The organism is Sinorhizobium mexicanum (assembly GCF_013488225.1).
Classification (GTDB): domain Bacteria; phylum Pseudomonadota; class Alphaproteobacteria; order Rhizobiales; family Rhizobiaceae; genus Sinorhizobium; species Sinorhizobium mexicanum.
Genome location: NZ_CP041241.1, coordinates 612,952 through 635,567, shown reverse-complemented (window position 1 = coordinate 635,567; position 22,616 = coordinate 612,952). Strand labels below are relative to the sequence as shown.

The window sequence follows — 22,616 nt, the reverse complement described above, 5'->3', positions numbered from 1 at the left end:
CCACCGCACCCACGATGCTCGACGTCGCGAAGGCCGCGAGCGTCTCGGTGGCGACGGTTTCCGCAGTGATCAACGGGTCCGCTCCCGTCAGCCCCGAACTGCGCGCCCGCATCGAAGAGGCGATCCAGGTCATCGGCTACAAGCGCAATGCGATCGCCCGCAGTCTCAAGCTGGGTACAACGCGCACCATCGGACTGATGGTCGCCGACATCACCAACCCGTTCTTCACCGACGTCGTCGCGGTGATCCAAGATGTCCTCCATCGCGCCGGCTACGCGGTGATGCTCTGCTGCAACGACGAGGACGTCGAAATGCAGGACGAACAGATCGAGCTCTTGATCGATCGCAGCGTGGACGGCCTGATCATAGCGCCGGCGGGAGACGACGAAACCCTGAAGCGCATCCTGGCCGGGGCCAATCTTCCAACCGTGCTGATCGACCGGCTCTGCGACGGGATCGACACAGACGCCGTCGTGCTCGACAACCGCCGCGCCGTCCGGGACGCAACCGCCTATATGCTCGGCCTCGGTCATCGCCGCATCGGCTATATTTCGGGCTCGCTCGAGACGTCGACGGGACGAGAGCGCCTGGCCGGCTACGAGGCCGCATTGGAAGCGGCCAAGCTGCCGTACGAGGAGGATCTCGTGCGGATCGGCAACTTCCGCGAAAAGGATGCCTACACGGCGACGATGCAACTGCTCACGAGCGCCGAGAGACCGACCGCGATCTTCTCCGCCAACAACCTGATGGTCATCGGCGTGATGAAGGCGATCCGCGACATCGGTCTCAAGTGCCCGGAAGACGTTTCCGTCGCGAGCTTCGACGATTTCCCCTGGGCCGACGTTTTCCAACCGCATCTGACGACGATCGCCCAGCCCGTTCAGGCGATCGGTGAGCAGGCGGCACAACTCATCCTCGACCGTCTTTCGGGCAAGAGCTCGGAAACACCGCGCCGGCTCGTGCTGCAGGGCCGCCTGATGATCCGCGAATCCTGCCGACCGGTCAGCCTGACGCCGAGAGCGATCGCGTAACGCCCAAAGGCGCAGCGGTTTCAAGCACCACCGCATGCCCAATAATCTGACACATGAAGTGCATTCGCGTTGACGCCATCAATCCTCATGCAGCGCACGAGCAATCGGCGGGCCGACCGTGAAATCGCGAAAACTCGCCTCGAAGCCTGCGCGTTCCGGAGAGCAGGCCATGACGCCGATCTCCGCATCTGCCGCTGAAAACGGGCAAAGCCGCGCCATCTGCCAGAGTGCGTCGCCAAAGCGGAACTGCACCCGGACCGCGTCGCCATGGCGCGTCAGCCGCACCTCGACCGCGTCGGAAGGCGTCGCGTCGTGAAGAGGGATCACCGACCAGTCCGAAACGCCGCGCGTGACGACGACGCTGAAATGCATCAGCCCGTCAGTATATTCGATGCCGCACTTGATCCAGTTCTCCTCGTCGAGCCGCAACATCAGCCCGGCCTGGTCGTAGAGTTGCTCGTAGGCGCCCATTACCGTGGCGGATGCGGTGAAATCGCCGGAAACCGGTTGGAGATAGGCGTGGCCGCTGTCGCGAACGAACCCATAGAAGGTCTCACGCCAGAAATCCGTATTGCCGTCCGTCTTGAGCGACAGCGCCTGTTCGCTGCCGTGCCAGCTTGCCGGTACATTCAACCAGCGATGGTTTTCTCCCATTTTTGCCTTCGCCTCCCTTGAGGTTGCGCGGCTCTTCCGCGTCGACGTCAACGTCATATTGCGGGTTTGCCCTATAAGCCATAGCGTATGGAGCATGGCGACGTCGAAGCTACAGGTCTATCGCAAGAAAAGGGACTTTTCGAAAACGTCGGAGCCGCCCGGCAGCCTTGCCGGCGAGAGCGGCAACCGCTTTGTCGTTCACAAACACCACGCGACCGCCGACCACTACGACCTGAGGCTGCAGCTGGGAGACGTGCTCAAGAGCTGGGCCGTCCCGAAGGGGCCATCGCTCAATCCGGCGGACAAGCGGCTCGCGGTCGAGACCGAGGATCACCCGTTGGAATATATCGACTTCGAGGGTGTCATCCCCGAGGACGAGTATGGCGGCGGCCCGATGATCGTCTGGGACACGGGCGTGTGGGCGCCGATGGACGACATCGAGAAGAGCCTGCGCACCGGCGCCTTCAAGTTCCGCCTTGCCGGCGAAAAGCTCAACGGCGGCTGGATGCTGGCGCGGTTGAAACCCAAGCCCGGCGAGGAAGACCAGCGAAACTGGCTCCTGTTCAAGGAACACGACCTCGCCGCCGACGCGACCATCGACATTCTCACCGCGCGCCCCGAAAGCGTCAAATCCGGGCGGCTGATCGAAGAACTGGTGGAGAAGCCGAAACCGCCGGCCAGGCCGGTCAAGCCGGTTAAGCTCAATCCGGGCGCACTACCGGGCGCCGTGAAGGGCGCTGCGCCCGCGCGCATCGAACCGCAGCTTGCGACGCCTGCTGACAGGCCGCCGGGTGGCGCCACCGAGCGCGACGACTGGCTGCATGAGATCAAGTTCGACGGCTACCGAACAATGGCGCACATCTCGGACGGCGACGTGCGTCTCATCACCCGTGGCGGCCTCGACTGGACGAAGCGTTACGGCGACCTGCCGGAAGCCTTTCGCCGGCTGCCATGTCGCGAGGCCATTATCGACGGCGAAATCATCGTCCCCGACGATCAAGGAATCAGCCGCTTCGCGCTGTTGCAGGAGGCACTTTCGAGTGGCGCAGGCAACAAGCTTGTGTTCTATGCCTTCGATCTTCTGCATCTCGATGGCTGGAACCTCCTCGCCGTTCCGCTCGAAAAGCGCAAGGCGCTGCTGGCGCAATTGCTGTTCGCACATGTATCGACGCGCTCAGCCATCCAGGTCAGCGACCATGTCCCTGGCGACGGGCGAGCGCTTTACGACCGGGCGTCGGAAATGGGGCTTGAGGGCATCGTCTCCAAGCGGGCCTCGGCGTCCTACCAGAGCGGCCGGTCGAAAACCTGGACCAAGACCAAGGCGCTGCAGCCGGACGACTTCGTGATCGCCGGATACACCACCTCCGAGGCGGCGGAGGGACTTGCGGCGCTTGCTCTCGGTGAATGGGTCGAGGGCGAACTGCAGTATCGCGGCAAGGTTGGAACCGGCTTCGACGCGCAGACGGCGCAAGAATTACTCGCGCGGCTGGAGCCCCTTCGCGCCGGTGCGGCAAAGCTCGACGGTGCGCCAAAGGAGATCGTCTGGGTCCGGCCCGTGTTGTGGGCGCATATCCACTATGGCAACCGCACGGCCGACAATGTGCTCCGCCATGCCGTATTCAAGGGGCTTCGCGAAATCGAACTGTCGACGCCCGCCGCGCCGCAGCGAAAGCGGCTGATTTCGGACGCCGATCTCGCCAGCATCTCGATCACCAATCCCACGCGTCGCCTGTTCGGGAAGTCCGGGCCGACCAAACTCGACATCGCGGTCTACTACGCGCTCGTCGGCGATTTCATGCTGCCGCATATTCTCAACCGCCCGGTCTCGCTGGTACGCTGCCCGACCGGAAAGCCGCAGGATTGCTTTTTCCAGCGCCATCCTTTCACCGGCATGCCTAATTCGGTGGAAACCTTTCAATCAACCAACTCGGAAGGCGAGACGAAATCCTATCTTTCGGTGGGAGACGCCAAGGGATACCTCGCGCTCGCGCAGTTTGGCGTTGTCGAATTTCACACCTGGGGGACCGTTAGCAAGCAGCTTGAAAAGGCCGACCGCGTCGTCTTCGACCTCGACCCCGGCGAAGGCATCACCTGGCGCGAGGTGGTAGAGGCCGCGATCCACATACGCGGCGAACTCGAGGCACTCGGTCTTGTTCCCTTCGTCAAGACATCGGGTGGCAAGGGCGTACACGTCGTCGTGCCGATCGCGCCGAAGCACAACTGGAAAAAGGTGCATCAGGCGACAGGCACGATTGCCACACGCCTGGCCGCAACCGCGCCGGAGGTCTTTACGACGACGATGGGCAAGGACAAGCGCGTAAAGCGGATTTTCATTGACTTCCATCGCAACGCACGCGGCCACACGGCGGCAGCCCCCTACTCGCTTCGCGCCAGGACAAATCTGCCGGCTTCCACCCCGGTAAGCTGGAGCGATCTTGAATCTATCGACGCTCCGGAGGATTTGAACTATTCTTCGCTGCCTGGCCTCCTGGTCACGTCCGGCGATCCATGGGCGGAAATAGATGCTTTCGCCAGGGATCTGCCGCTGTTGTCCGAGGCGGGGAAGTAGTTCGTGTTACCGCGCAGGAGACGATCATGGCGCCCAGGGCAAGTTGGAAAGGTTATCTCAGACTTAGTCTCGTAAGTTGTCCCGTCAGGCTCTACCCAGCCACCAGTTCAAGCGAGCGCATCAGCTTCAACCAGCTTCACAAGGACACCCACAACCGGATCAACATGAAGCCGGTGGACCCGGAACTGGGGCTGGTGGAACGGTCCGATCTGGTGAAGGGCTACGAGTACGAGGACAAGAAATACATCATTATCGAGGACGCCGATCTCGAGAGCGTCAAGATCGAATCCAACCACACGATGAACATCGAAGCCTTCGTCGATGAAGGATCGGTGGACGTCATCTACCAGGATGCGCCCTATTATCTCGCACCGGACGGCGCAATGGCGGAGGAAACCTTCATCGTGCTGCGCGAGGCGCTGCGCAAGACCGGCAAGCTTGCGATCGCGCGCCTCGTGCTCTCCAGCCGAGAGCGGGTGATCACAATCGGTCCGCGCGAGAGCGGCATGTTCGTCTGCACGCTCAGGAACCCGAACGAAGTGCGCGGCACCGCGGAGTATTTCGGCAACATTCCGGTCGGAAACCCGGATCCCGAAATGCTGCAACTGGCTGAAGCGCTGATCGAGCAGAAACTGACAACCTTCGATCCCAAGAACTACGAGGATCGCTACGAGATCGCGCTGATGCAGATGATCCGCGAGAAGCTCAAGGGCCACAAGCCGATCATCGCGGCCGCGCCCGAGCGCGGCAACGTCATCAATCTCATGGACGCTTTGAAGGCGAGCCTCTCGCAATCGAAGCCACCGGCCAAGAGCAAGCCCAAGGCCGAGCCGGCGGCCAAACGCACCGCGAAGGCGGCAACCACCAGCGGCAAGCCGGCGGCCAAGAAAAAAGTCTGATGGCGGTCGCAGGGCAGACATTCGGCATCGTCGGCGCACTTGCCGCGTTTCCCCGCCGATTGGCGGCGCGCGAGGTCGAGCGTCAGCTCGGCCATCTGAGGCGCGGCATCACGCGCCAGACCTCGCATCTCGTCTTCGGCCGCAGCCTGCTTTCACGGGCGAACGAGGCGGAAATCGAAACACGGTTCGACGCGGAGCTACGCCAGAACAGACGCCCTCTCAGCGAGAACGGCTTTCTTCGGCTGCTGGGACTGATGACGGCGCCGAAAGCATCGGCCTTGACGCGGCAGTCGCTGCTCGATCAGTCGCGGCTTGCGGCTCGCACCTTCGATCTTCTTTCGCTGTTCGACGCCTTCGAGCATGACAGCGAACCCTATTCCTTCCGGGACCTGATCCTTGCCCGGAAGTATGCCGGCCTGATCGACAGCGGGGCCACCTGGAGTGCGATAGCGCGATCGGTTCACCGGTCGGGATCCGTGGCGTCGCTCACCGCGCTCTCGCTCCATCACCAAGGGACGGACACGATCTACGCCCGCCTCGCCGAGGGCCTCAGCGAACTCGACGGGCAATTGCTGTTCGACCTTGGAGCCTCCACTGATGCGGAGCTTGAAGAGCTTTTCGTCCATGCGGAAGCCGCGGAGGAGGACGGCTTCTACGAGGAAGCGGCGGCATTCTACCAACGCTGCCTCGCCATAGACCCGACGGACTCCGTCGCCGCGTTCAACCGCGCGAACTGCCTGAAGGCAGCAAGCCGGCAGGTGGAAGCGGCGCATGATTATATACGCGCCCTCAAGCTCGACCCGAGCTTCGTCGAGGCCTGGTTCAACCTCGCCGGATTGATGAGCGAACGCGGGCGGCTCGATGCCGCGCGCAGATACCTCGCGAAAGCTATCGAACTCGACGGCGATTATGCGGACGCTGTCTTCAACCTTGCGAAACTCGAATTCGACGCTGAAAATCTCGCCGAGGCGCGACGCTGGTGGAGGCGCTATCTCGAGCTCGACGAGGATTCGGAGTGGGCACGGGCTGCCGAACGCGGCGTGCAGTTCGTCGATCTCCACCTCCTTCCACGGACGGCCGGCTGAGATGGGCGAGAAATTTCTGTTCGACGGACCGGACGATGCCCCCGTCACCATTCTCCTCGCGCACGGCGCCGGCGCACCGATGGACTCGGCGTCAATGACCGCGGCTGCAAAGGCCCTTGCCGACGCCGGCTTTCGCGTCGCGCGCTTTGAGTTCGGTTATATGGCGGCGCGTCGGACCTCCGAAGGCCGCAAGCCCCCGCCCCGCGCCGAGACCCTGAAGCCCGAATACGAGACCGCCGTCGCCGCGCTGGGCGCGACCGGCCCGCTCGTCATCGGCGGCAAGTCGATGGGAGGCCGGGTCGCCAGCATGATCGCCGACGACCTTCACCCGGGCGGAAAAATCACCGGGCTGCTCTGTCTCGGCTACCCATTTCATCCACCCGCCAAGCCGGAGCAGCTTCGTACGAAACACCTCGCCGAATTGAAGACGCCGACGTTGATCTGCCAAGGGACACGCGACGAGTTCGGCACCCGCGAGGAAGTTGCCGGCTACACGCTCTCCGGCGCGGTCGAAATCTTGTGGCTCGAGGACGGCGATCACGACCTTAAACCGCGCAAGAGCGTGTCGGGCTTTTCGGCCGCCGACCATCTGAAGACGGTGGCCGAGACGGTTTGCGCCTGGACCGGCCGGCTGGTCCGCTGAGAGCATGAAGATCGCAACCTTCAACATCAATGGCATTAACCGGCGGCTCGAAAACCTGCTTGCCTGGCTCGCAACGGCCGAACCTGACGTCGTCTGTCTGCAGGAACTCAAGGCCACCGACGCCCAATTCCCGAGGGAGGCGATCGAGGCGGCCGGCTATGGCGCCGTCTGGCGCGGACAGGCGGCGTGGAACGGCGTTGCGATCCTGGCGCGCGACAGCGAGCCGATCCTGACCCGGGCCGAGTTGCCCGGCGATGCGTCCGACACGCAAAGCCGATACATCGAAGCGGCGGTGAATGGCGTTCTCATCACCTCGCTCTATGCCCCGAACGGCAACCCGCAACCCGGACCGAAGTTCGACTACAAACTGGCTTGGCATGAACGCCTTAGACTGCATGCGGCTGAACTGTTGGAGACCGGACTGCCGGTGGTGCTCGCCGGCGACTACAACGTGGTCCCCGAGCCGCGCGACATCTATCCGACCCGCTCCTATGACGACAACGCCCTCGTCCAACCCGAAAGCCGCGCCGCCTTCCGGCACCTTCTCGACCAGGGCTGGCTGGACGCGCTGCGCACAATTCATCCGGAGGAGCAGCTCTTCACCTTCTGGGACTACCGCCGGAACCGCTGGCAGCGCAATGCGGGGCTGCGTCTCGACCATGTTCTCCTGAGCCGGAAGCTCACACGCCGACTGAGTGCTGCGGGTATCGACCGAGACGTGCGCGGCGTCGAAGGCGCGAGCGACCACGCACCGGTGTGGATCAGTTTGCGCGACTAACAGTGAACCTTCGGTGCCTGCGGCTCTCGCACGACGCGGCACCACGCCAAGCCAGCTATCGGTGGGAGCAGATCGGCGTTTGCGGCCGGCCCATGGTCTGGCCAGCTCGAGCTGACCTGCCAGCCGGAACAATGTCTCCTCATCCCCGAAACGCCCCACTAAATGAATGCCGATCGGCAATCCGTTCTCTGCCCAGCAGAGCGGGACGGACATGACGTGCCAGCTCGAGAGCGTCCAGATCGTCGTATTCAGAAATCACCAGCCATCCCCCATCCCCAGCAGTGCTCAACCTTGCAGAACAGAACTTAAGACGAAGGCCATCGCGCGTTGATCATTTCGTCCGCGACCGAGGCGTGCACGAGGAGGATCCGTTTGTTTAACGTTGATGGTGGCGCGCGAATGCCTCACAGCGATCCCCGACACCTCGATCTCCGGACGTCGCATCGCGCGCGAAGTGACAGCCGGAACGAGACCGGAGATTTGGAGAAGCCGGCTCGATCGTGCAGGATAATGACTTGATATGTGCAAGGCAGGAGGCAACCAATGACGAAGGCGAGTGTGGGTTTCATCGGGCTCGGGCTGATGGGTCAGGGCATGGCGACAAATATCGTGAGAAAAGGTTGGCCGCTCGCCGTGATGGCGCATCGCAACCGGGCGCCGGTCGAGGCGCTGCTCGCCGAGGGCGCGAAGGAAGTCAAAACGCCGCGCGAGATGGCAGAACGATGCGACATCATCGTCCTGTGCATCACCGGCTCCCCGGAGGTGCTGTCGGTCGTGGAGGGCGCGGACGGCATTGCGGCGGCCGGCAAGCCGCTCACCATCGTCGACTGCTCGACCTCCGATCCCTCCGTCACCCTGAAACTCGCCGAGGACCTGGCCGGAAAAGGCATCACGCTCCTCGACGCGCCGCTCAGCCGCACGCCGGCCGATGCCGCCGCCGGCACGCTCGATGTCATGGTCGGCGGCGCTGACGATGATGTCCGCCGCGTCTGGCCGGTGCTCGAATGCTTCGCCGGCCGCATCGTCCATACCGGGCCGACCGGCACCGGCCACACGATGAAGCTTCTCAACAACTTCCTGGCGATGGGTTATGCCGCGCTCTATTCCGAGGCCTTGATGCTTGGGCGGAAGGCCGGCCTCACCCCGCAGGTCTTCGACAGCGTCATCCGTGGCGGGCGAATGGATTGCCCGTTCTACCAGACCTTCTTCCGCTGGGTGCTCGAGCGAGACCCGAATGCGCACAAGTTCGCCATCCGCAACGCCTTCAAGGACATGAGCTATCTCGCGGCCTTCGCCAACGCGTCCGGCGCCGCCAACCCCATCGGCGCGGCCGTCCGCAACTCCTTCGCGCAAGCCGTCGGCACCGGCCACGGCGAAGACTATGTGCCGATGCTGTCCGATTTCATCGCCGAGGTGAACGGGATCAAGTAAACGCCGATGATCGCCTCGGCCAAGTGACGACGACAGGATGACAGGATTCCATCATTGGCAAAATGCAATCTTGCAGAAATGCAAGACGGCTCCCCGCCTATCGCTTTGACTGACGCCTCCCGAGTGATGAATGTGGCAACAGGTCTGAAATGGAACAAATGTTCCGATCAGGCGAAAGCCATTCCAAACATTCCTGGAGGATACACCTGCCATGACCACCCTTCCCTTCGCCCTCAATCACATGGCTACGCCCGGCCTGCCGCTTGATGCATTCTTCGCGCTCGCCAAGTCGCTTGGCATATCCGCGGTCGAGATTCGCAACGATCTTTCCCGCAACGCGATCCTTGACGGCACCCGCCCGGATGCGGTGAAGGCGCTTGCTGAAAAGCACGGACTGACGATCATCTCGATCAACGCGCTGCAACGCTTCAACGAATGGAACGACGAACGCGAGGCGGAAGCCCGCGCGCTGACCTCCTATGCGCGCGATTGCGGAGCCAAGGCACTGGTGCTGGTGCCGGTCAATGATGGCAGCGGCCAGAAGGACGGTGAACGCCAGGCAAACCTGAGAATCGCGCTGAAAGCCTTGAAGCCATTGCTGGAGACGGCGGGTGTTGCCGGACTCGTCGAGCCGCTCGGCTTCGAGATCTGCTCGCTGCGTTCCAAGACAGAGGCCGTGGAGGCTATCCGCGAGGTCGGCGGCGAAACGACATTCCGTCTCGTCCACGACACCTTCCACCATCATCTTGCCGGCGAAGAGGCCCTTTTCCCGGAGCTGACGGGGCTCGCGCATATTTCTGGCGTTAGCGACAAGGCGGTCACGGTCGCCGACATGCGCGATCCGCATCGCGTCCTCGTCGATCAGGAGGACCGGCTGGACAATGCCGGGCAAATCCGCCGCCTCACCGGTCAGGGATACAAGGGCCCGTTTTCCTTCGAGCCCTTCGCGCCTTCGGTACACGAGCTTGCCGATCCAGCAACGGCGCTTCAGGAAAGCATGGCTTATCTGCAAGCCAAGGCCTGATCACTTTCACCGAAAACGGCTCGGGCGCCGCTAGCAGGCTTGACGGCGCCCGGATAAAATGGAATACATATTCCGTAATTGCAATTTACTGGTTCGTTTATTCCGTTTTGACCGAAAGAGCAGCGGGAGTGCGGCTTTCGGTTCGGGATGGGTTCGACCTGCGAAAAGGTCGTGCTTCCGGCTGGAGAAGGTGTCGCCGGGCACCGAATGTGGAGGAGAGAGAAATGAAGAAATTTGTGCTGGGGGCCGCCATGGCCGTCATGATGTCGACGGCTGCACATGCCGAGACCATCGGTGTGTCGATGGCGCTGTTCGACGACAACTTCCTGACGGTTCTGCGCAACGGCATGTCCGACTATGCCAAGACGCTCAACGGCGTCGAACTGCAGATCGAAGACGCTCAGAACGACGTCGCAAAGCAGCAGAGCCAGATCCAGAACTTCATCGCCGCCGGTGTCGATGCGATCATCGTCAACCCGGTCGACACAGACGCGACCGCGGCCATGTCGAAGATCGCCGCCGACGCCGGTGTCGCGCTGGTCTATGTCAACCGCGAGCCGGTCAACGTCGACACGCTGCCGGACAAGCAGGCCTTCGTCGCTTCGAACGAGCAGGAGTCCGGCACGCTGGAAACCCAGGAGATCTGCAAGATCCTCGGCGGCAAAGGCAAGGCCGTCGTCATGATGGGCGAGCTTTCCAACCAGGCTGCCCGCATGCGCACGAAGGATGTGCATGACGTGCTTGCCACCGAACAGTGCAAAGGCATCGAGATCGTCGAAGAGCAGACGGCCAACTGGTCGCGCACCCAGGGCGCCGACCTCGTAACCAACTGGCTCTCCGCCGGGGTCGAGTTCGACGCCGTCATTTCGAACAACGACGAAATGGCGATCGGTGCCATCCAGGCGCTGAAGGCTGCCGGCCGTTCGATGGACTCGGTCGTCATCGGCGGCGTCGATGCCACCCAGGATGCGCTCGCCGCCATGGCTGCCGGCGACCTCGACGTGACGGTATTCCAGAATGCCGCCGGCCAGGGCCAGGGTTCGGTCGACGCTGCACTCAAGCTCGCCAAGGGCGAGCCGGTCGAAAAGAAGGTCTACATCCCCTTCGAACTCGTGACGAAGGAAAACCTGGACAAATATCAGGCGAAGAACTGATCGTTCGCTTGGGAGCGCGGCAAGAGCCGCGCTCCCTCCTGAAATCAGGTCCCTGCACAAAGCCCTGAAGGTTGGGCTCAATAAGAAGGCGCATGCGCCCGCCGCGGGACTTTTCCGCCGGAGCCGGAAACCGGGAGGCTATGAGAATGACGCTCAGTCCCACAACCATGGCAGCCGTGCGTGCGAGTGGCGCCGTACCGAATGCCGAATATCTTCTTTCTGCGGAAGGCGTCCGCAAGGAATTTCCGGGCGTCGTGGCGCTCGATGACGTCGAGTTCAAGCTGAAGCGCGGCACCGTGCATGCGTTGATGGGCGAGAACGGCGCCGGCAAATCCACCCTGATGAAGATACTCGCCGGCATCTACCAGCCGGACCAGGGCGAAGTGAAGCTCAAGGGCGTCGACATCCGCCTGAAATCGCCGCTCGACGCGCTCGAAAACGGCATCGCCATGATCCATCAGGAACTGAACCTGATGCCGTTCATGACTGTCGCCGAAAACATCTGGATCCGCCGCGAACCGAAGAACCGGTTCGGCCTCGTCGATCACGGCGAAATGCGCCGCATGACCGCCAAGCTGTTCGAGCGGCTGAAGATCAATCTCGACCCGGAAATCGAAGTCCGTCACCTCTCCGTCGCCAACCGTCAGATGGTCGAAATCGCCAAGGCGGTTTCCTACGAATCCGACGTCCTGATCATGGACGAGCCGACATCGGCGCTGACCGAGCGCGAGGTCGCGCACCTCTTCGAGATCATCCGCGACCTGCGCTCGCAGGGCATCGGCATCGTCTACATCACCCACAAGATGAACGAGCTGTTCGAGATCGCCGACGAATTCTCGGTGTTCCGCGACGGCAAATATATCGGCACGCATGCCTCCAGTAACGTCACCCGCGACGACATCATCCGCATGATGGTCGGCCGTGAGATCACCCAGATGTTCCCGAAGGAGGAGGTGCCGATCGGCGACGTCGTGCTGTCGGTCAAGAACCTCACCCTTGACGAAGTGTTCCGCGAGGTTTCCTTCGATGTGCGCGCCGGTGAAATCCTTGGAGTCGCCGGGCTCGTCGGTTCCGGCCGCTCGAATGTCGCCGAGACGCTCTTCGGCGTCACACCGGCGAGTTCGGGCATGATCGCCATCGACGGCAAGGCTGTCGTGATCGACAACCCCAACACGGCGATCCGCCATCGCATGGCGTTCCTGACGGAGGACCGCAAGGACACCGGATGCCTGCTCATCCTCGACATCCTCGAGAACATGCAGATCGCGGTGCTGCAGGACAAGTTCGTCAAGCGCGGCTTCGTCAGCGAGAGGGCGATCGCCGCGGCTTGCGAAGAGATGAGCCGCAAGCTGCGCGTCAAGACGCCGAACCTGCAGGAACGCATCGAAAACCTGTCGGGAGGCAACCAGCAGAAGGTGCTGATCGGCCGCTGGCTTCTGACCAATCCACGCATTCTCATCCTTGATGAGCCGACACGCGGCATCGACGTCGGCGCCAAGGCGGAAATTCACCGTCTTGTCACCGAACTCGCGCGCAACGGCGTCGCCGTCATCATGATCTCGTCGGAAATGCCCGAGGTACTCGGCATGAGCGACCGGATCATGGTGATGCATGAGGGCCGCGTCACCGGCTTCCTCGACCGAGCCGAAGCGACCCAGATCAAGGTCATGGAACTTGCCGCGCGTTGAGCGCGCGATGCCGACCGCAGGGAGGACAAAAAATGGACACCAATGTCGCCGCACATGGCACGAGCACGACCCTTGTCGGGTCAAGGCGGCGTATGCCGCCCGAATTCAACATCTTTCTGGTGCTGCTCGGGATAGCTCTCGTCTACGAAGTTCTCGGCTGGATCTTCGTCGGCCAAAGCTTCCTAATGAATTCCCAGCGGCTGACGATCATGATTTTGCAGGTCTCGGTGATCGGCATCATCGCCGTCGGCGTGACGCAGGTGATCATCACCGGCGGCATCGACCTTTCTTCGGGATCGGTGGTCGGCATGACGGCGATGATCTCGGCGAGCGTCGCACAGGCCTCCACCTGGCCACGCGCGCTTTATCCATCGCTCACCGACCTTCCGGCCATCGTGCCGATTGGCCTTGGCGTCGGCATCGGCCTTGTCGCCGGCTACATCAACGGACAGCTCATCGCCAAGACCAAAATACCCCCCTTCATCGCCACGCTCGGCATGATGGTTTCGGCGCGTGGCGTCTCCAAGTGGTACACCAAGGGCCAGCCGGTCTCCGGTCTCACCGATCAGTTCAACTTCATCGGCACGGGCATCTGGCCGGTCATCGTCTTCCTCGTCGTTGCACTGATCTTCCACATCGCGCTGCGCTACACCCGCTACGGCAAGTTCACCTATGCGATCGGCGCCAACGTGCAGGCTGCGCGCGTTTCCGGCATCAATGTCGAGGCGCATCTGATCAAGGTCTATGCAATCGCCGGCATGCTGGCAGGCCTTGCAGGTGTTGTCACCGCAGCACGCGCCCAGACAGCGCAGGCCGGAATGGGCGTCATGTATGAACTCGACGCCATTGCAGCGACCGTCATCGGCGGCACGTCGCTGACCGGCGGCGTGGGTCGCGTCACCGGGACCGTCATCGGCACGGTGATCCTCGGCGTCATGACTTCCGGCTTCACGTTCCTGAGGGTCGATGCCTACTACCAGGAGATCGTCAAGGGCGTGATCATCGTCGCCGCTGTCGTCGTCGACGTCTATCGCCAGAAGGGCAGAAAGAAAACCTAAGCTTCAGAGAAGAAGACTAGTCCTCCCAAGGGAAATGACTGGCCGGAATGGCGCAAGCCGCTCGGGCCTTTCTTTGCCTGTATTACCAAGATCAAGCAATTTGTTCGTCCGTCGACATATGCTTGCCTTGCACGGCAGCCCCGTAGCCTTCGATCTAGCCAAGGCGCCGCCGATACACTAATACGGTCCAAGCTAAAACCATCGGAGATTTATCATGTTGTCGCAGCGCAAGCTTGCGAGCCAGTTCCAGCCGCGTTTCGTTCTCCAGCTTTGGAACGCGATGCTTCGGGTTCAGACCCGCGAAACAGCTTCCCTCTTCGGCCCCCGCGGCCGCTGACGCGTAATGCCCGTATTCCCTTCTGAACTGCCCTGACCAAAGGTGGCGTCAACGCCACGTGGCGGGCGGCCGTCGATTGCACCTCGGCGCCAAAGGGCGTCCAGCGCCGCTGAGGGCATGCTTGATAAGCAGCAATCGGCACGCGGCCATCGGCTGATGGGCGTCGCGGTGCAACCTCGTGCTGGTGCCCAAGCGTCCGCTCTGGGAAGCCGAAGTTCGGACGATTGCAGTCACTCCCTGTTCTGCGGCATCGCAATGTCGGATTGGGAAACATCGTACGAGTCGGAAGAGTTGCGACAAAAGTCGTTGCAGCGGAGCCGGTGCTCAGGTGCTCAACTTACTGCCGCCGCAGCCCTCAAGGACGGCTTGGGCGTGCTGAAGATCGAGCGTCCCGTGGCCGTTCGAGAAACAGCCGACGAGCGGCGCGAGCAGCTTGCAAGCCTGAGCTCTTAGACCCTGTGCTCGCCAAAACCGGGCCAAACTCACCGCCGAGCGCAGTTCCCACATCTTGGCATCCTGCACGCGGGCGACGTGAAGGGCACGGCGGAAGCACGCCTCGACTGCGGCTGGGTCGCGCTCCGAGTGCGATGATATGAGCTCGCCTTTCAGCCGATGTAACTCCGCCTCACACCAGCAGTTGTGAGTGCGCGAGACAATGGTAAGCGCCTCATCAATCAAGGTGTGGCCGTCAACAAACCGGTCGGCCTTGCCATACGCTTCGGCGAGCAAGCCCATCGCCCAAGGCTCGGTCATTCCTGACCCGATCGCCCGCATGCCAGCCAGCCCTTCTCGCAACCGCTCGATGCCTGCCGTGACCTGATCCCGTTCGACCAGCCCCCACCCCTGCAGGAAAACCCCTTGGGTGTGCCAGAATGGAAATTCGTGTTCGGCCGCGAACGCTGACGCCAACTCCGCCGCCTCTTGCGCCTTCGCGACATCCCGTCGATGTACGTGGAGAATTGCCGCCCATGTCAATACGTAGGCGCGGCTGAACGAATGTCCGAGCTTCGCAGTCATGGCGAGCGCCTCGTCCATCAGTTCCAGCGCCCGGCCTTCGTGGCCGAGATACCACAGCGCCATACCGCCGCGGCACAGGCAGATCGGCCCGCCATCCTGTCCATAAAGTGCCAGATGCGCCCGGTGCTGGGCAACGTCGTACTGGTTGATCCCGTGTTCGAAGTGCTGCCATGCCGAGGCGAATTCGCCTAGCCAGGAGCAGGTAATGCCCAACGCGTAGGACGCTTCCACCACGAGCACGGGATCGGAGATTTGCTGCGCCAACTTCAGAAGCCGTTCGCCAAGGCCCCGCGCCGCGGAAAGCTCAGATCGCACTGCATGATGTATGGTGAGGCCAAGAAGCACCGGGAACAACCTGGGCGTTTCTTGAACCCCCTCAGCCAGGCTGAGGGCACGCTTGTAGGCGTGCTCGACCTCCGGGTGGCCATAGCCCTTCGCGGCGGTAAGCACTTGTCCTAGGGTAGTCAACAATGTCAGCTCAAGCTCGAGGCGCTCCGGGTTCTCGGGCATCTGAGCGAGCAAATCGAGGCCCTTGGCCAAATGGCCGGCAGCCTCGGCATTCGCCGCCCGCTCACTGGCGTGCCCGGCGGCACGGTGCCAGAACACGACCGCTTGCGGCCACTGTCCGGCCTCCGTCAGATGATACGCCAAGAGCTCCGGCTGCGCGATCACCACATGTGGGGCCTGCTCTTCCAAGACCCGGGCAATACGGCGATGGAGCTCCCGGCGACAGCTCTTGAGGAGGGACTGATATGCCGTATCTCGGACGAGCGCATGCTTGAAGGTGTAGATTGCTTTGGGTGGCCTTCCGCGCCGAAAAACGAGCTCAGTACCCACCAGTTGATCGAGCCCCTGCTGCAGCTCTCGTTCATCGAGCACTGCTAACGCCGCAATCAACTCATAGGAAAACTCGCGCCCTATGCAGGCGCCGATCTGGGCCACAGTCTTAGCCCTGCCGAGGCGGTCGAGACGGGCCATAAGGGAGTCGTGCAGCGTTACCGGGATGGCCAGCGGCGGTATATGTGCAGTCAGTCCAAACTGATCGCCGGCACCTTCCAGGAGGCCGGAATCGAGCATGGTCTTGGTCAACTCCTCAAGGTACAGCGGTACGCCGTCAGTGTTGGCCAGGACATATTCGAGCACCCCGACAGGCAGTGCCTTTCCACCGGTCAGCTGGCCGACCAGCGATTGAGCTTGCATCCGGTCGAGACGATTCAGGACCACCTTTGTCACGTGCGGGTAACTGCGCCAAGGCGGCACGAATTCGGGCCTGTAGGTAATGACCAGCAGCACTGAGAGCTGTCGGATACGCTCCACGAATAAGCTGAACAGCTCTAGGCTGCTTGCGTCCAGCCAGTGCGCATCTTCAAGTACAACGAGCACCGGCTGCTTCGCAGCCAGTCTGGCAAGGTGGGCGATCAACACTTCAAAGGTCAGATTCTTGCGCTGCTGGGGCGCAAGATTCAGTCTTGGACAGCGGTCGGTGCTTGGGACTCCGAGAAACTCTGCCAGCAATGGGACCGCTTCAATCATTTCATCCCCCTGTTTTGCGAGCAGTGCCTGGAGCTTGGCGAGCTTGACGGTCGATGAATCATCGCGTTCAAATCCCGCTTCCTGTTCGAACTCCGTAATTACCGGACGAAGCGCGCTGTTGACGTGATAGGGTGAGGCGAAGTAGCGGCGTAACAGATGTGGTTCCCGAAAGAGGCGCTCGCGAAGTGCCAGCGCAAGGCGCGACTTGCCGATTCCGGCCTCGCCCTCGAGCAGAACAACCTGACCTTTGTTGGCCTTTGCCAGACTCCAGCGATCCACCAGCAGTGCGAGTTCCCGATCGCGATCAACCAACGGCAGCACCGTCGCGTGACCGGCCTCGAAGCGGTCCTCGCTCTGCACCTCACTCAGTACCCGAAAGGCCTCAGCCGCCTCAGCAAACCCCTTGATCGGTCGCATCCCAAGGCTCTCGAGCTTGAACTGGCCCCGCAGCAGAACGCGTGTCGCTTCGGCAATGACGATTGTGCCGGGCTCGGCGAGCGCCTGCAGGCGGGCCGCTAGGTTCGGCGTCTCACCTACTACGCTGCGTTCCTCGGTCTCACCGGCCCCAATGATATCGCCCACCACGACCAGACCAGTGGCGATTCCGATCCGAGCAGCCAAGCGTTCGCCTGCCGCATCCAGCCGATCGACAGCCTCGACGACCGCGAGGCCGGCCCTCACGGCCCGCTCGGCATCCTCCTCGTGAGCCTGCGGATAGCCGAAGTATACGAGGACGCCGTCGCCCATGTATTTGGCAACGAAGCCGTCGTACCGTCCGACAATCTCGGTGGCGCAAGTACGGTACGCGACGATCGACTGCCGGAGGTCTTCTGGGTCGAGGCGTGTGGAGAGTTCTGTCGATCCAACGAGATCGCAGAACATCACCGTAAGCTGTCTCCGTTCCGCCTCGCTGTGGATTGGCGATAGCGGGGGCGGTGTCGCCGCCGGAGACGACGACTGCTGAGCCAGGGTCGCGGCCGCCCTGAGAAACCGCTTGCGGTCACCAAGGGACAAACCGAGCTCCTTTAGCTCGGCATCGGCGAGATCGCCGACAACGTCGAGATCGATGCCATTCTTCAAGAAGGTTTCGCGATGTCGCTCAAGCCTAATGCTGGCGAGCCAATCTCCGATGTCGGGCATGACCTAGCATCCCATTTGACATGGTCGAATACGGCTTGTTCTGATGCGCTCTCCCACAGATCCGGGATATACAGGTTACACGTGCTGCCCGCTCAGTCCTCATCAATTCAATCACACGAGCAGCACGCGGCCGACCACCCACCGCGGTTTTTCAGGGCTCGTCCGGCTTCACGGTTTTGCGCCGCAAAACTAAATTCCCGGACCCGGATTGAAAGCATCGGAAATGCTCGCCATACCCGCCGCTTAGCGCCCAGTCCCTAATCTAATCTACTACATTATATTCTAAGAAACGCGACCGTTTCAGTTACCTTGGGCACTTTATTCCGAGAATTTAGTTACCGTTGGCTGCTCAACTCGCCCTCCTGCCCCAACACAGGTGACGCTAAACTGCACGTCCCGCAGCTTAAGGCTCTCTATCAGCTAGAGGTCCGCGATGGACCGACTTGCATTGTCGTGAGCTTCGGCCCGAACGACCGAGAAGAGACGTTCCCGAACTTAACTGCAGCGCTCGATTTCCGGCGTGTTGACGGCGCACGGCGGTTAGGTCGGGCTGACTCAAAGGCAACGCTGTGGCCTTTTGGCAAAATAGCGTGGCGATCGACAATTGCGATATGCCGGAGCCTATTTACCCACCCATCGCCGCGACGGTGCGGTCACCGAATTGCGAACCACCAGATCCGGCCTCAGGAGGATCTCCGTCTCGGCGGGGCGCCTGTCGGAAAGAAGGCCAAGCAGGAGCGCCATGGCCTGCTTTCCAATCAGCGTGCGCGGCTGACGGATCGTGGTCAGCGCCGGCGTCATGAATGTCGCCTGAGGCACGTCGTCGAAGCCGGTCACCGAAAAATCACCCGGTATGTCATAGCCGCGCGCCTTCAGCCCGATCATCACGCCGAGCGCCGTCTGGTCGTTGACGCACATGAACGCGGTCGGCAGCGTGTCGCGCACGAAGAGCCGCTCGACGGCCGCCCTTCCGCTCTCGAGCGTGCCGTCGCCCTCCTGGACGAGCCGAAGCTCCGTCGGCACGCCCGCGGCGTCCAGCCCCGCGTCGTAGCCTTCCCGTCGCCTCTTGTAGGCGAGCCGCGTGCGGGAGTCGCCGATAAAGGCGATCTTGCGATGGCCTTCGGCAATCAGGAGGTCGACCACCTTGCGGGCCCCCTCGATATCATCGATGCCGACATAGGGGATGCCGCCGTTGAAGACAGGCTCGAAGATCCCGACGCTTGGCGGCAATCGCGCCGTCATCGTCTCATGGCCGAACGGCAGAATGCCGGTGAAGAGGATGAGGCCGGCCGCCTGATTGGAGTTGAGGAACTTCAGATATTCGAGTGCGCGCTGGGCGTCGTTCTGGGTGTGTCCGATCAGCACGCCATAGCCATGCGACCGCGCTTCGTTTTCCAGGCCGACGAGAATGCTGGAAAAGTTGGGGTCGCCAATGTCCGGGGCAACGACCAGAATCATGTTGGACCGGCCGAGCCTGAGGCTGCGCGCCATGGCATTGGTCGTATAGCCGGTAATGGCAATGGCCTGGTTGACCTTCAGTCGCGTGGACTTTGCGACCTTCTCCGGCGTGTGGATTGCCCGCGATACCGTCGCGATCGAAACTTCGGCGATCCTGGCGACGTCTTCGATGGTTGCGGGCGTGGATGACACTGCGCTCTGCCTTGCGTCTCGGACTGCATGTTTCCTTAAATCGCCGATCTAAGGAAACATGCAGCCATCCAAAGTGCTACAGCGTCCTTTGCGCGTCTGATAAGACGCGCGGCGCTGTAGGTGGCCGGACACTACACACAGTTCCGGAGACGTCAAAGACCGCTCCGAGAATTCCTATGCATGCCATGATGTAAACCTTTACATGGCGTGTGTAAAGGTTTACATAAACTCATAAAGCGGATGGGAGCCGCAAGGGGGAATCGATGAATCCGGAAACGGTCGAGGCCGGGAGCGTCGTGCTGGAGGCACGTCGCATCAGCAAGTCGTTCAGCGGCGTGCAGGTGCTCTTCAGCGTTAATTTCGAGCTTCGCGCCGGCGAGATCCATGCGCTGATGGGCGAGAACGGCGCCGGCAAATCCACGCTCGTAAAAATCCTTTCCGGTTTCGAGCAGCCTTCCTCCGGCGAAATCCTGCTTGACGGCAATCCGGTGACGCTGCCTGCGAACGGGGCCGCCGAGGCACTGGGCATCGTCATCATCCATCAGGAATTCAATCTCGCCGAACACCTGACCGTCGCGGAGAGCCTCTTTCTCGGCCGGGAGGTGACGCGCTTCGGTGTGCTCGACCGCAAATATATGCGCGCGGAGACGCGTCGGGTTCTCGATCTGCTCGGCTGTCGCGTCGACGCGAACGCGCTGATCAGCAGCCTGTCGATCGCCGAAAAGCAGATGGTGGAGATTGCCAAGGCGATCAGTCGCGACGCGCGGGTCGTCTTCATGGACGAACCGACGGCCGTCCTCTCCCGCGAAGAGACCAGTTTCCTCTTCCGCCAGGTGCGCAAGCTGCGCGAGCAGGGCACGAGCTTCGTCTTCGTATCCCATAAGCTCGACGAGGTCCTCGAACTGACCGACCGCGTGACCGTGTTGCGCGACGGGCAATGGGTAAAGACCGCCCCGACCGCGATACTCGATGGGGAGTCGATCGCCCAACTCATGGTCGGCCGCGAGATGTCGAGCCTCTACCCTGCCAAGACAGAGCCGGACGTCGACGAAGAAATCGTCCTGCGCGTCGAATCCGTCTCCACCGATTACGTCAAGGACGCCAGCTTCGAGGTGCGCAAAGGCGAGATCCTCGGCTTCTCGGGCATGATCGGCTCGGGACGAACCGAACTGATGGAGGCGGTGGCAGGCCTCCGCTCACGCCTTTCGGGCGAGGTGACGATCCGCGGCGAAGCGGTGACGTCGGGCGACGTCCACGCCGCCAATCGGCAAGGCCTTGCCTATATGACCAAGGACCGCAAGGCAAAGGGCCTGCTCCTGAACTCCGGCATGACGGCGAACCTCACCCTGCAATCGCTCGGTCGGCATGCCCGCCTCGGGTATCTCGACCCCAACAGCGAAGCGACGGCGCTCGAAAGGGCGCGACGGCGGTTCGACATTCGGGTGCGCGACGGCAACGTGGTGGCCAGACGCATGTCGGGCGGCAACCAGCAGAAACTGCTGCTCGCCAAGGTGATGGAGACGGAGCCGGAGATCATCATCATCGACGAGCCGACCCGCGGCATCGACGTCGGCACCAAGCAGCAGATCTATCACTTCATTTCGGCACTGGCGCGCGACGGCCGCTCGATCATCGTGGTCTCATCGGAAATGCCGGAGGTCATCGGGCTTTGCACCCGCGTCGCCGTGATGCGCGAGGGACGGATCGTCGGCATGCTCGAAGGCGACGAGATCACCGAGCAGGAGATCATGCGCTATGCGGCGGGACTGAAGAGAATGGCTGCCGCCTGACGGTCCTGCCACCGGCCACAGGCAGTCGCACGAATAAGAAATTCCCCCGCGCATCGGGGTGGGAGGTTTGGTCTGGACATGAGCGTGAACGAGGAAAGCATCCAAAGCACAAGTCATCGCCGTACATGGCGGGACGTCGATCTCAGAGCCGTGGCGCCGTTTGCCGCGCTCGCACTGCTTTTGATCGTCGGTGCGATCGTCAATCCCAACTTCATCGGTCTCAACAATCTCGCCAACGTCGCCACCCGTTGCGCCTTCATCGCCATCATTGCCGTCGGTGCAACGTTCGTCATCTCGGCTGGAGACCTTGATCTTTCCGTCGGTTCGATGGTCGCCTTCGTGGCGAGCCTGATGATTCTGTTCATGAATTCCGGTGTCATCGCTGATCCGACGCTGATGCTGACGGCGGCCGTCGTCTTTGCAGTCGCGGCCGGTGCTGCTTGCGGCCTCGCCAACGGGCTGATCACCACCGTCGGCAGGATCGAGCCCTTCATCGCCACGCTTGGTACGATGGGTATCTATCGCGGCCTCACCACCTGGCTTTCCCAGGGCGGCGCGATCACGCTTCGCGAGCCTGAAATACAGGAGCTCTATCGCCCCGCCTATTTCGGCAGCATTCTCGGCGTTCCCGTGCCGATCGCGATCATTCTCGCGGTTACCGCCGTCGCCGCGTTCATCCTCTACCGCACGCGCTATGGCAGGCACGTGGTCGCCGTCGGCTCCAACAGCGACGTCGCGCGCTATTCCGGCATCGCCGTCAACCGGGTGCGGACCATCGCTTTCGTGATCCAGGGCCTCTGCGTGGCGATTGCCGTGCTGCTCTATGTGCCGCGCCTCGGTTCCACCTCGGCTACGACCGGCATTCTCTGGGAGCTGCAGGCCATCACCGCCGTCGTCGTCGGCGGCACGGCGCTCAAAGGCGGCGCGGGCCGCGTCTGGGGCACGATCTGCGGCGCCTTCATCCTCGAATTGGTCGGTAACATCATGCTCCTGTCGAACTTCATCAGCGAATACCTGATCGGCGCGATGCAGGGTGCGATCATCATCATCGCGATGCTCGTCCAGCGCTCGCTGGTACGCAAATCGTGACAATGCCGGATCCTTGCGATCCGGCCACATCAGCGAAGACCCTGAC

Annotated in this window: 16 protein-coding genes; 13 read left to right on the top strand and 3 right to left on the bottom strand. The window is 62.1% G+C overall.

The window, feature by feature from the left end; genetic code table 11:
• Positions 1–14 precede the first annotated feature (14 nt).
• Positions 15–1,031, top strand: a complete 1,017-nt coding sequence (locus FKV68_RS27205; protein ID WP_180943917.1) for a LacI family DNA-binding transcriptional regulator — start codon at positions 15–17, stop codon at positions 1,029–1,031.
• Positions 1,032–1,109: 78 nt separating this feature from the next.
• Here FKV68_RS27205 and FKV68_RS27200 read toward each other — a convergent pair whose 3' ends face one another.
• Complete coding sequence (locus FKV68_RS27200; protein WP_180943622.1) at positions 1,110–1,685, bottom strand: DUF1349 domain-containing protein; 576 nt, start codon at positions 1,683–1,685, stop codon at positions 1,110–1,112.
• 94 nt (positions 1,686–1,779) lie between these two features.
• On the opposite strand from FKV68_RS27200, the gene ligD reads away from it, so the two are divergent.
• From ligD to FKV68_RS27150, 10 genes are all read left to right on the top strand, one after another.
• The gene (ligD, locus tag FKV68_RS27195; RefSeq protein WP_180943621.1) at positions 1,780–4,254 is read left to right on the top strand and encodes a DNA ligase D; all 2,475 of its coding nucleotides are present in this window, start codon (positions 1,780–1,782) and stop codon (positions 4,252–4,254) included.
• A gap of 26 nt (positions 4,255–4,280) precedes the next feature.
• Entirely contained in the window at positions 4,281–5,153 is an 873-nt protein-coding gene (ku, locus tag FKV68_RS27190) for a non-homologous end joining protein Ku (RefSeq protein ID WP_180943620.1), read from the top strand.
• The gene (locus FKV68_RS27185) at positions 5,153–6,238 is read left to right on the top strand and encodes a tetratricopeptide repeat protein (RefSeq protein ID WP_180943619.1); all 1,086 of its coding nucleotides are present in this window, start codon (positions 5,153–5,155) and stop codon (positions 6,236–6,238) included. The genes ku and FKV68_RS27185 overlap by 1 nt, the downstream gene beginning before the upstream one ends.
• Position 6,239: 1 nt before the next feature.
• Complete coding sequence (locus tag FKV68_RS27180; protein ID WP_180943618.1) at positions 6,240–6,881, top strand: alpha/beta hydrolase family protein; 642 nt, start codon at positions 6,240–6,242, stop codon at positions 6,879–6,881.
• 4 nt (positions 6,882–6,885) lie between these two features.
• A complete protein-coding gene (gene xth, locus FKV68_RS27175; protein ID WP_180943617.1) occupies positions 6,886–7,659 on the top strand; it encodes an exodeoxyribonuclease III in 774 nt (257 codons plus the stop codon).
• Between the two features lie 543 nt (positions 7,660–8,202).
• On the top strand, positions 8,203–9,090 hold the full coding sequence (locus FKV68_RS27170) for an NAD(P)-dependent oxidoreductase (protein WP_180943616.1): 888 nt from the start codon (positions 8,203–8,205) through the stop codon (positions 9,088–9,090).
• A gap of 211 nt (positions 9,091–9,301) precedes the next feature.
• Positions 9,302–10,114 carry a TIM barrel protein gene (locus FKV68_RS27165; protein WP_180943615.1) on the top strand — a complete coding sequence of 271 codons (813 nt, stop codon included), beginning with the start codon at positions 9,302–9,304 and terminating at the stop codon, positions 10,112–10,114.
• 224 nt (positions 10,115–10,338) lie between these two features.
• A complete protein-coding gene (locus FKV68_RS27160; protein WP_180943614.1) occupies positions 10,339–11,268 on the top strand; it encodes a sugar ABC transporter substrate-binding protein in 930 nt (309 codons plus the stop codon).
• A gap of 146 nt (positions 11,269–11,414) precedes the next feature.
• Complete coding sequence (locus tag FKV68_RS27155) at positions 11,415–12,956, top strand: sugar ABC transporter ATP-binding protein (RefSeq protein ID WP_180943613.1); 1,542 nt, start codon at positions 11,415–11,417, stop codon at positions 12,954–12,956.
• Between the two features lie 32 nt (positions 12,957–12,988).
• Positions 12,989–14,014 (top strand): ABC transporter permease, encoded by a 1,026-nt coding sequence (locus tag FKV68_RS27150; RefSeq protein WP_180943612.1) that lies wholly within the window; start codon positions 12,989–12,991, stop codon positions 14,012–14,014.
• 661 nt (positions 14,015–14,675) lie between these two features.
• On the opposite strand, the gene FKV68_RS27145 is transcribed toward FKV68_RS27150, so the two are convergent.
• Together FKV68_RS27145 and FKV68_RS27140 are read right to left on the bottom strand one after the other, a co-directional pair.
• Positions 14,676–18,041 carry an adenylate/guanylate cyclase domain-containing protein gene (locus FKV68_RS27145; RefSeq protein ID WP_180943611.1) on the bottom strand — a complete coding sequence of 1,122 codons (3,366 nt, stop codon included), beginning with the start codon at positions 18,039–18,041 and terminating at the stop codon, positions 14,676–14,678.
• Between the two features lie 621 nt (positions 18,042–18,662).
• Positions 18,663–19,691 (bottom strand): LacI family DNA-binding transcriptional regulator, encoded by a 1,029-nt coding sequence (locus FKV68_RS27140; protein WP_180943610.1) that lies wholly within the window; start codon positions 19,689–19,691, stop codon positions 18,663–18,665.
• Positions 19,692–19,954: 263 nt separating this feature from the next.
• Between FKV68_RS27140 and FKV68_RS27135 the strand changes: the two genes are divergently transcribed.
• Both FKV68_RS27135 and FKV68_RS27130 read left to right on the top strand, forming a co-directional pair.
• Positions 19,955–21,481 (top strand): sugar ABC transporter ATP-binding protein, encoded by a 1,527-nt coding sequence (locus FKV68_RS27135; protein ID WP_180943609.1) that lies wholly within the window; start codon positions 19,955–19,957, stop codon positions 21,479–21,481.
• A gap of 78 nt (positions 21,482–21,559) precedes the next feature.
• Positions 21,560–22,570, top strand: a complete 1,011-nt coding sequence (locus tag FKV68_RS27130; protein ID WP_180943608.1) for an ABC transporter permease — start codon at positions 21,560–21,562, stop codon at positions 22,568–22,570.
• The last annotated feature ends 46 nt before the right edge of the window (positions 22,571–22,616 follow it).

Excerpts from the sequence above, each read along its gene's own strand:
- FKV68_RS27145 (WP_180943611.1), bottom strand. The coding sequence starts at position 18,041 with ATGCCCGACATCGGAGATTGGCTCGCCAGCATTAGGCTTGAGCGACAT.
- ku (WP_180943620.1), top strand. The coding sequence starts at position 4,281 with ATGGCGCCCAGGGCAAGTTGGAAAGGTTATCTCAGACTTAGTCTCGTA.
- FKV68_RS27130 (WP_180943608.1), top strand. The coding sequence starts at position 21,560 with ATGAGCGTGAACGAGGAAAGCATCCAAAGCACAAGTCATCGCCGTACA.
- FKV68_RS27135 (WP_180943609.1), top strand. The coding sequence starts at position 19,955 with ATGAATCCGGAAACGGTCGAGGCCGGGAGCGTCGTGCTGGAGGCACGT.
- ligD (WP_180943621.1), top strand. The coding sequence starts at position 1,780 with ATGGCGACGTCGAAGCTACAGGTCTATCGCAAGAAAAGGGACTTTTCG.
- FKV68_RS27150 (WP_180943612.1), top strand. The coding sequence starts at position 12,989 with ATGGACACCAATGTCGCCGCACATGGCACGAGCACGACCCTTGTCGGG.
- FKV68_RS27185 (WP_180943619.1), top strand. The coding sequence starts at position 5,153 with ATGGCGGTCGCAGGGCAGACATTCGGCATCGTCGGCGCACTTGCCGCG.
- xth (WP_180943617.1), top strand. The coding sequence starts at position 6,886 with ATGAAGATCGCAACCTTCAACATCAATGGCATTAACCGGCGGCTCGAA.
- FKV68_RS27180 (WP_180943618.1), top strand. The coding sequence starts at position 6,240 with ATGGGCGAGAAATTTCTGTTCGACGGACCGGACGATGCCCCCGTCACC.
- FKV68_RS27205 (WP_180943917.1), top strand. The coding sequence starts at position 15 with ATGCTCGACGTCGCGAAGGCCGCGAGCGTCTCGGTGGCGACGGTTTCC.
- FKV68_RS27165 (WP_180943615.1), top strand. The coding sequence starts at position 9,302 with ATGACCACCCTTCCCTTCGCCCTCAATCACATGGCTACGCCCGGCCTG.
- FKV68_RS27200 (WP_180943622.1), bottom strand. The coding sequence starts at position 1,685 with ATGGGAGAAAACCATCGCTGGTTGAATGTACCGGCAAGCTGGCACGGC.
- FKV68_RS27170 (WP_180943616.1), top strand. The coding sequence starts at position 8,203 with ATGACGAAGGCGAGTGTGGGTTTCATCGGGCTCGGGCTGATGGGTCAG.
- FKV68_RS27155 (WP_180943613.1), top strand. The coding sequence starts at position 11,415 with ATGACGCTCAGTCCCACAACCATGGCAGCCGTGCGTGCGAGTGGCGCC.
- FKV68_RS27160 (WP_180943614.1), top strand. The coding sequence starts at position 10,339 with ATGAAGAAATTTGTGCTGGGGGCCGCCATGGCCGTCATGATGTCGACG.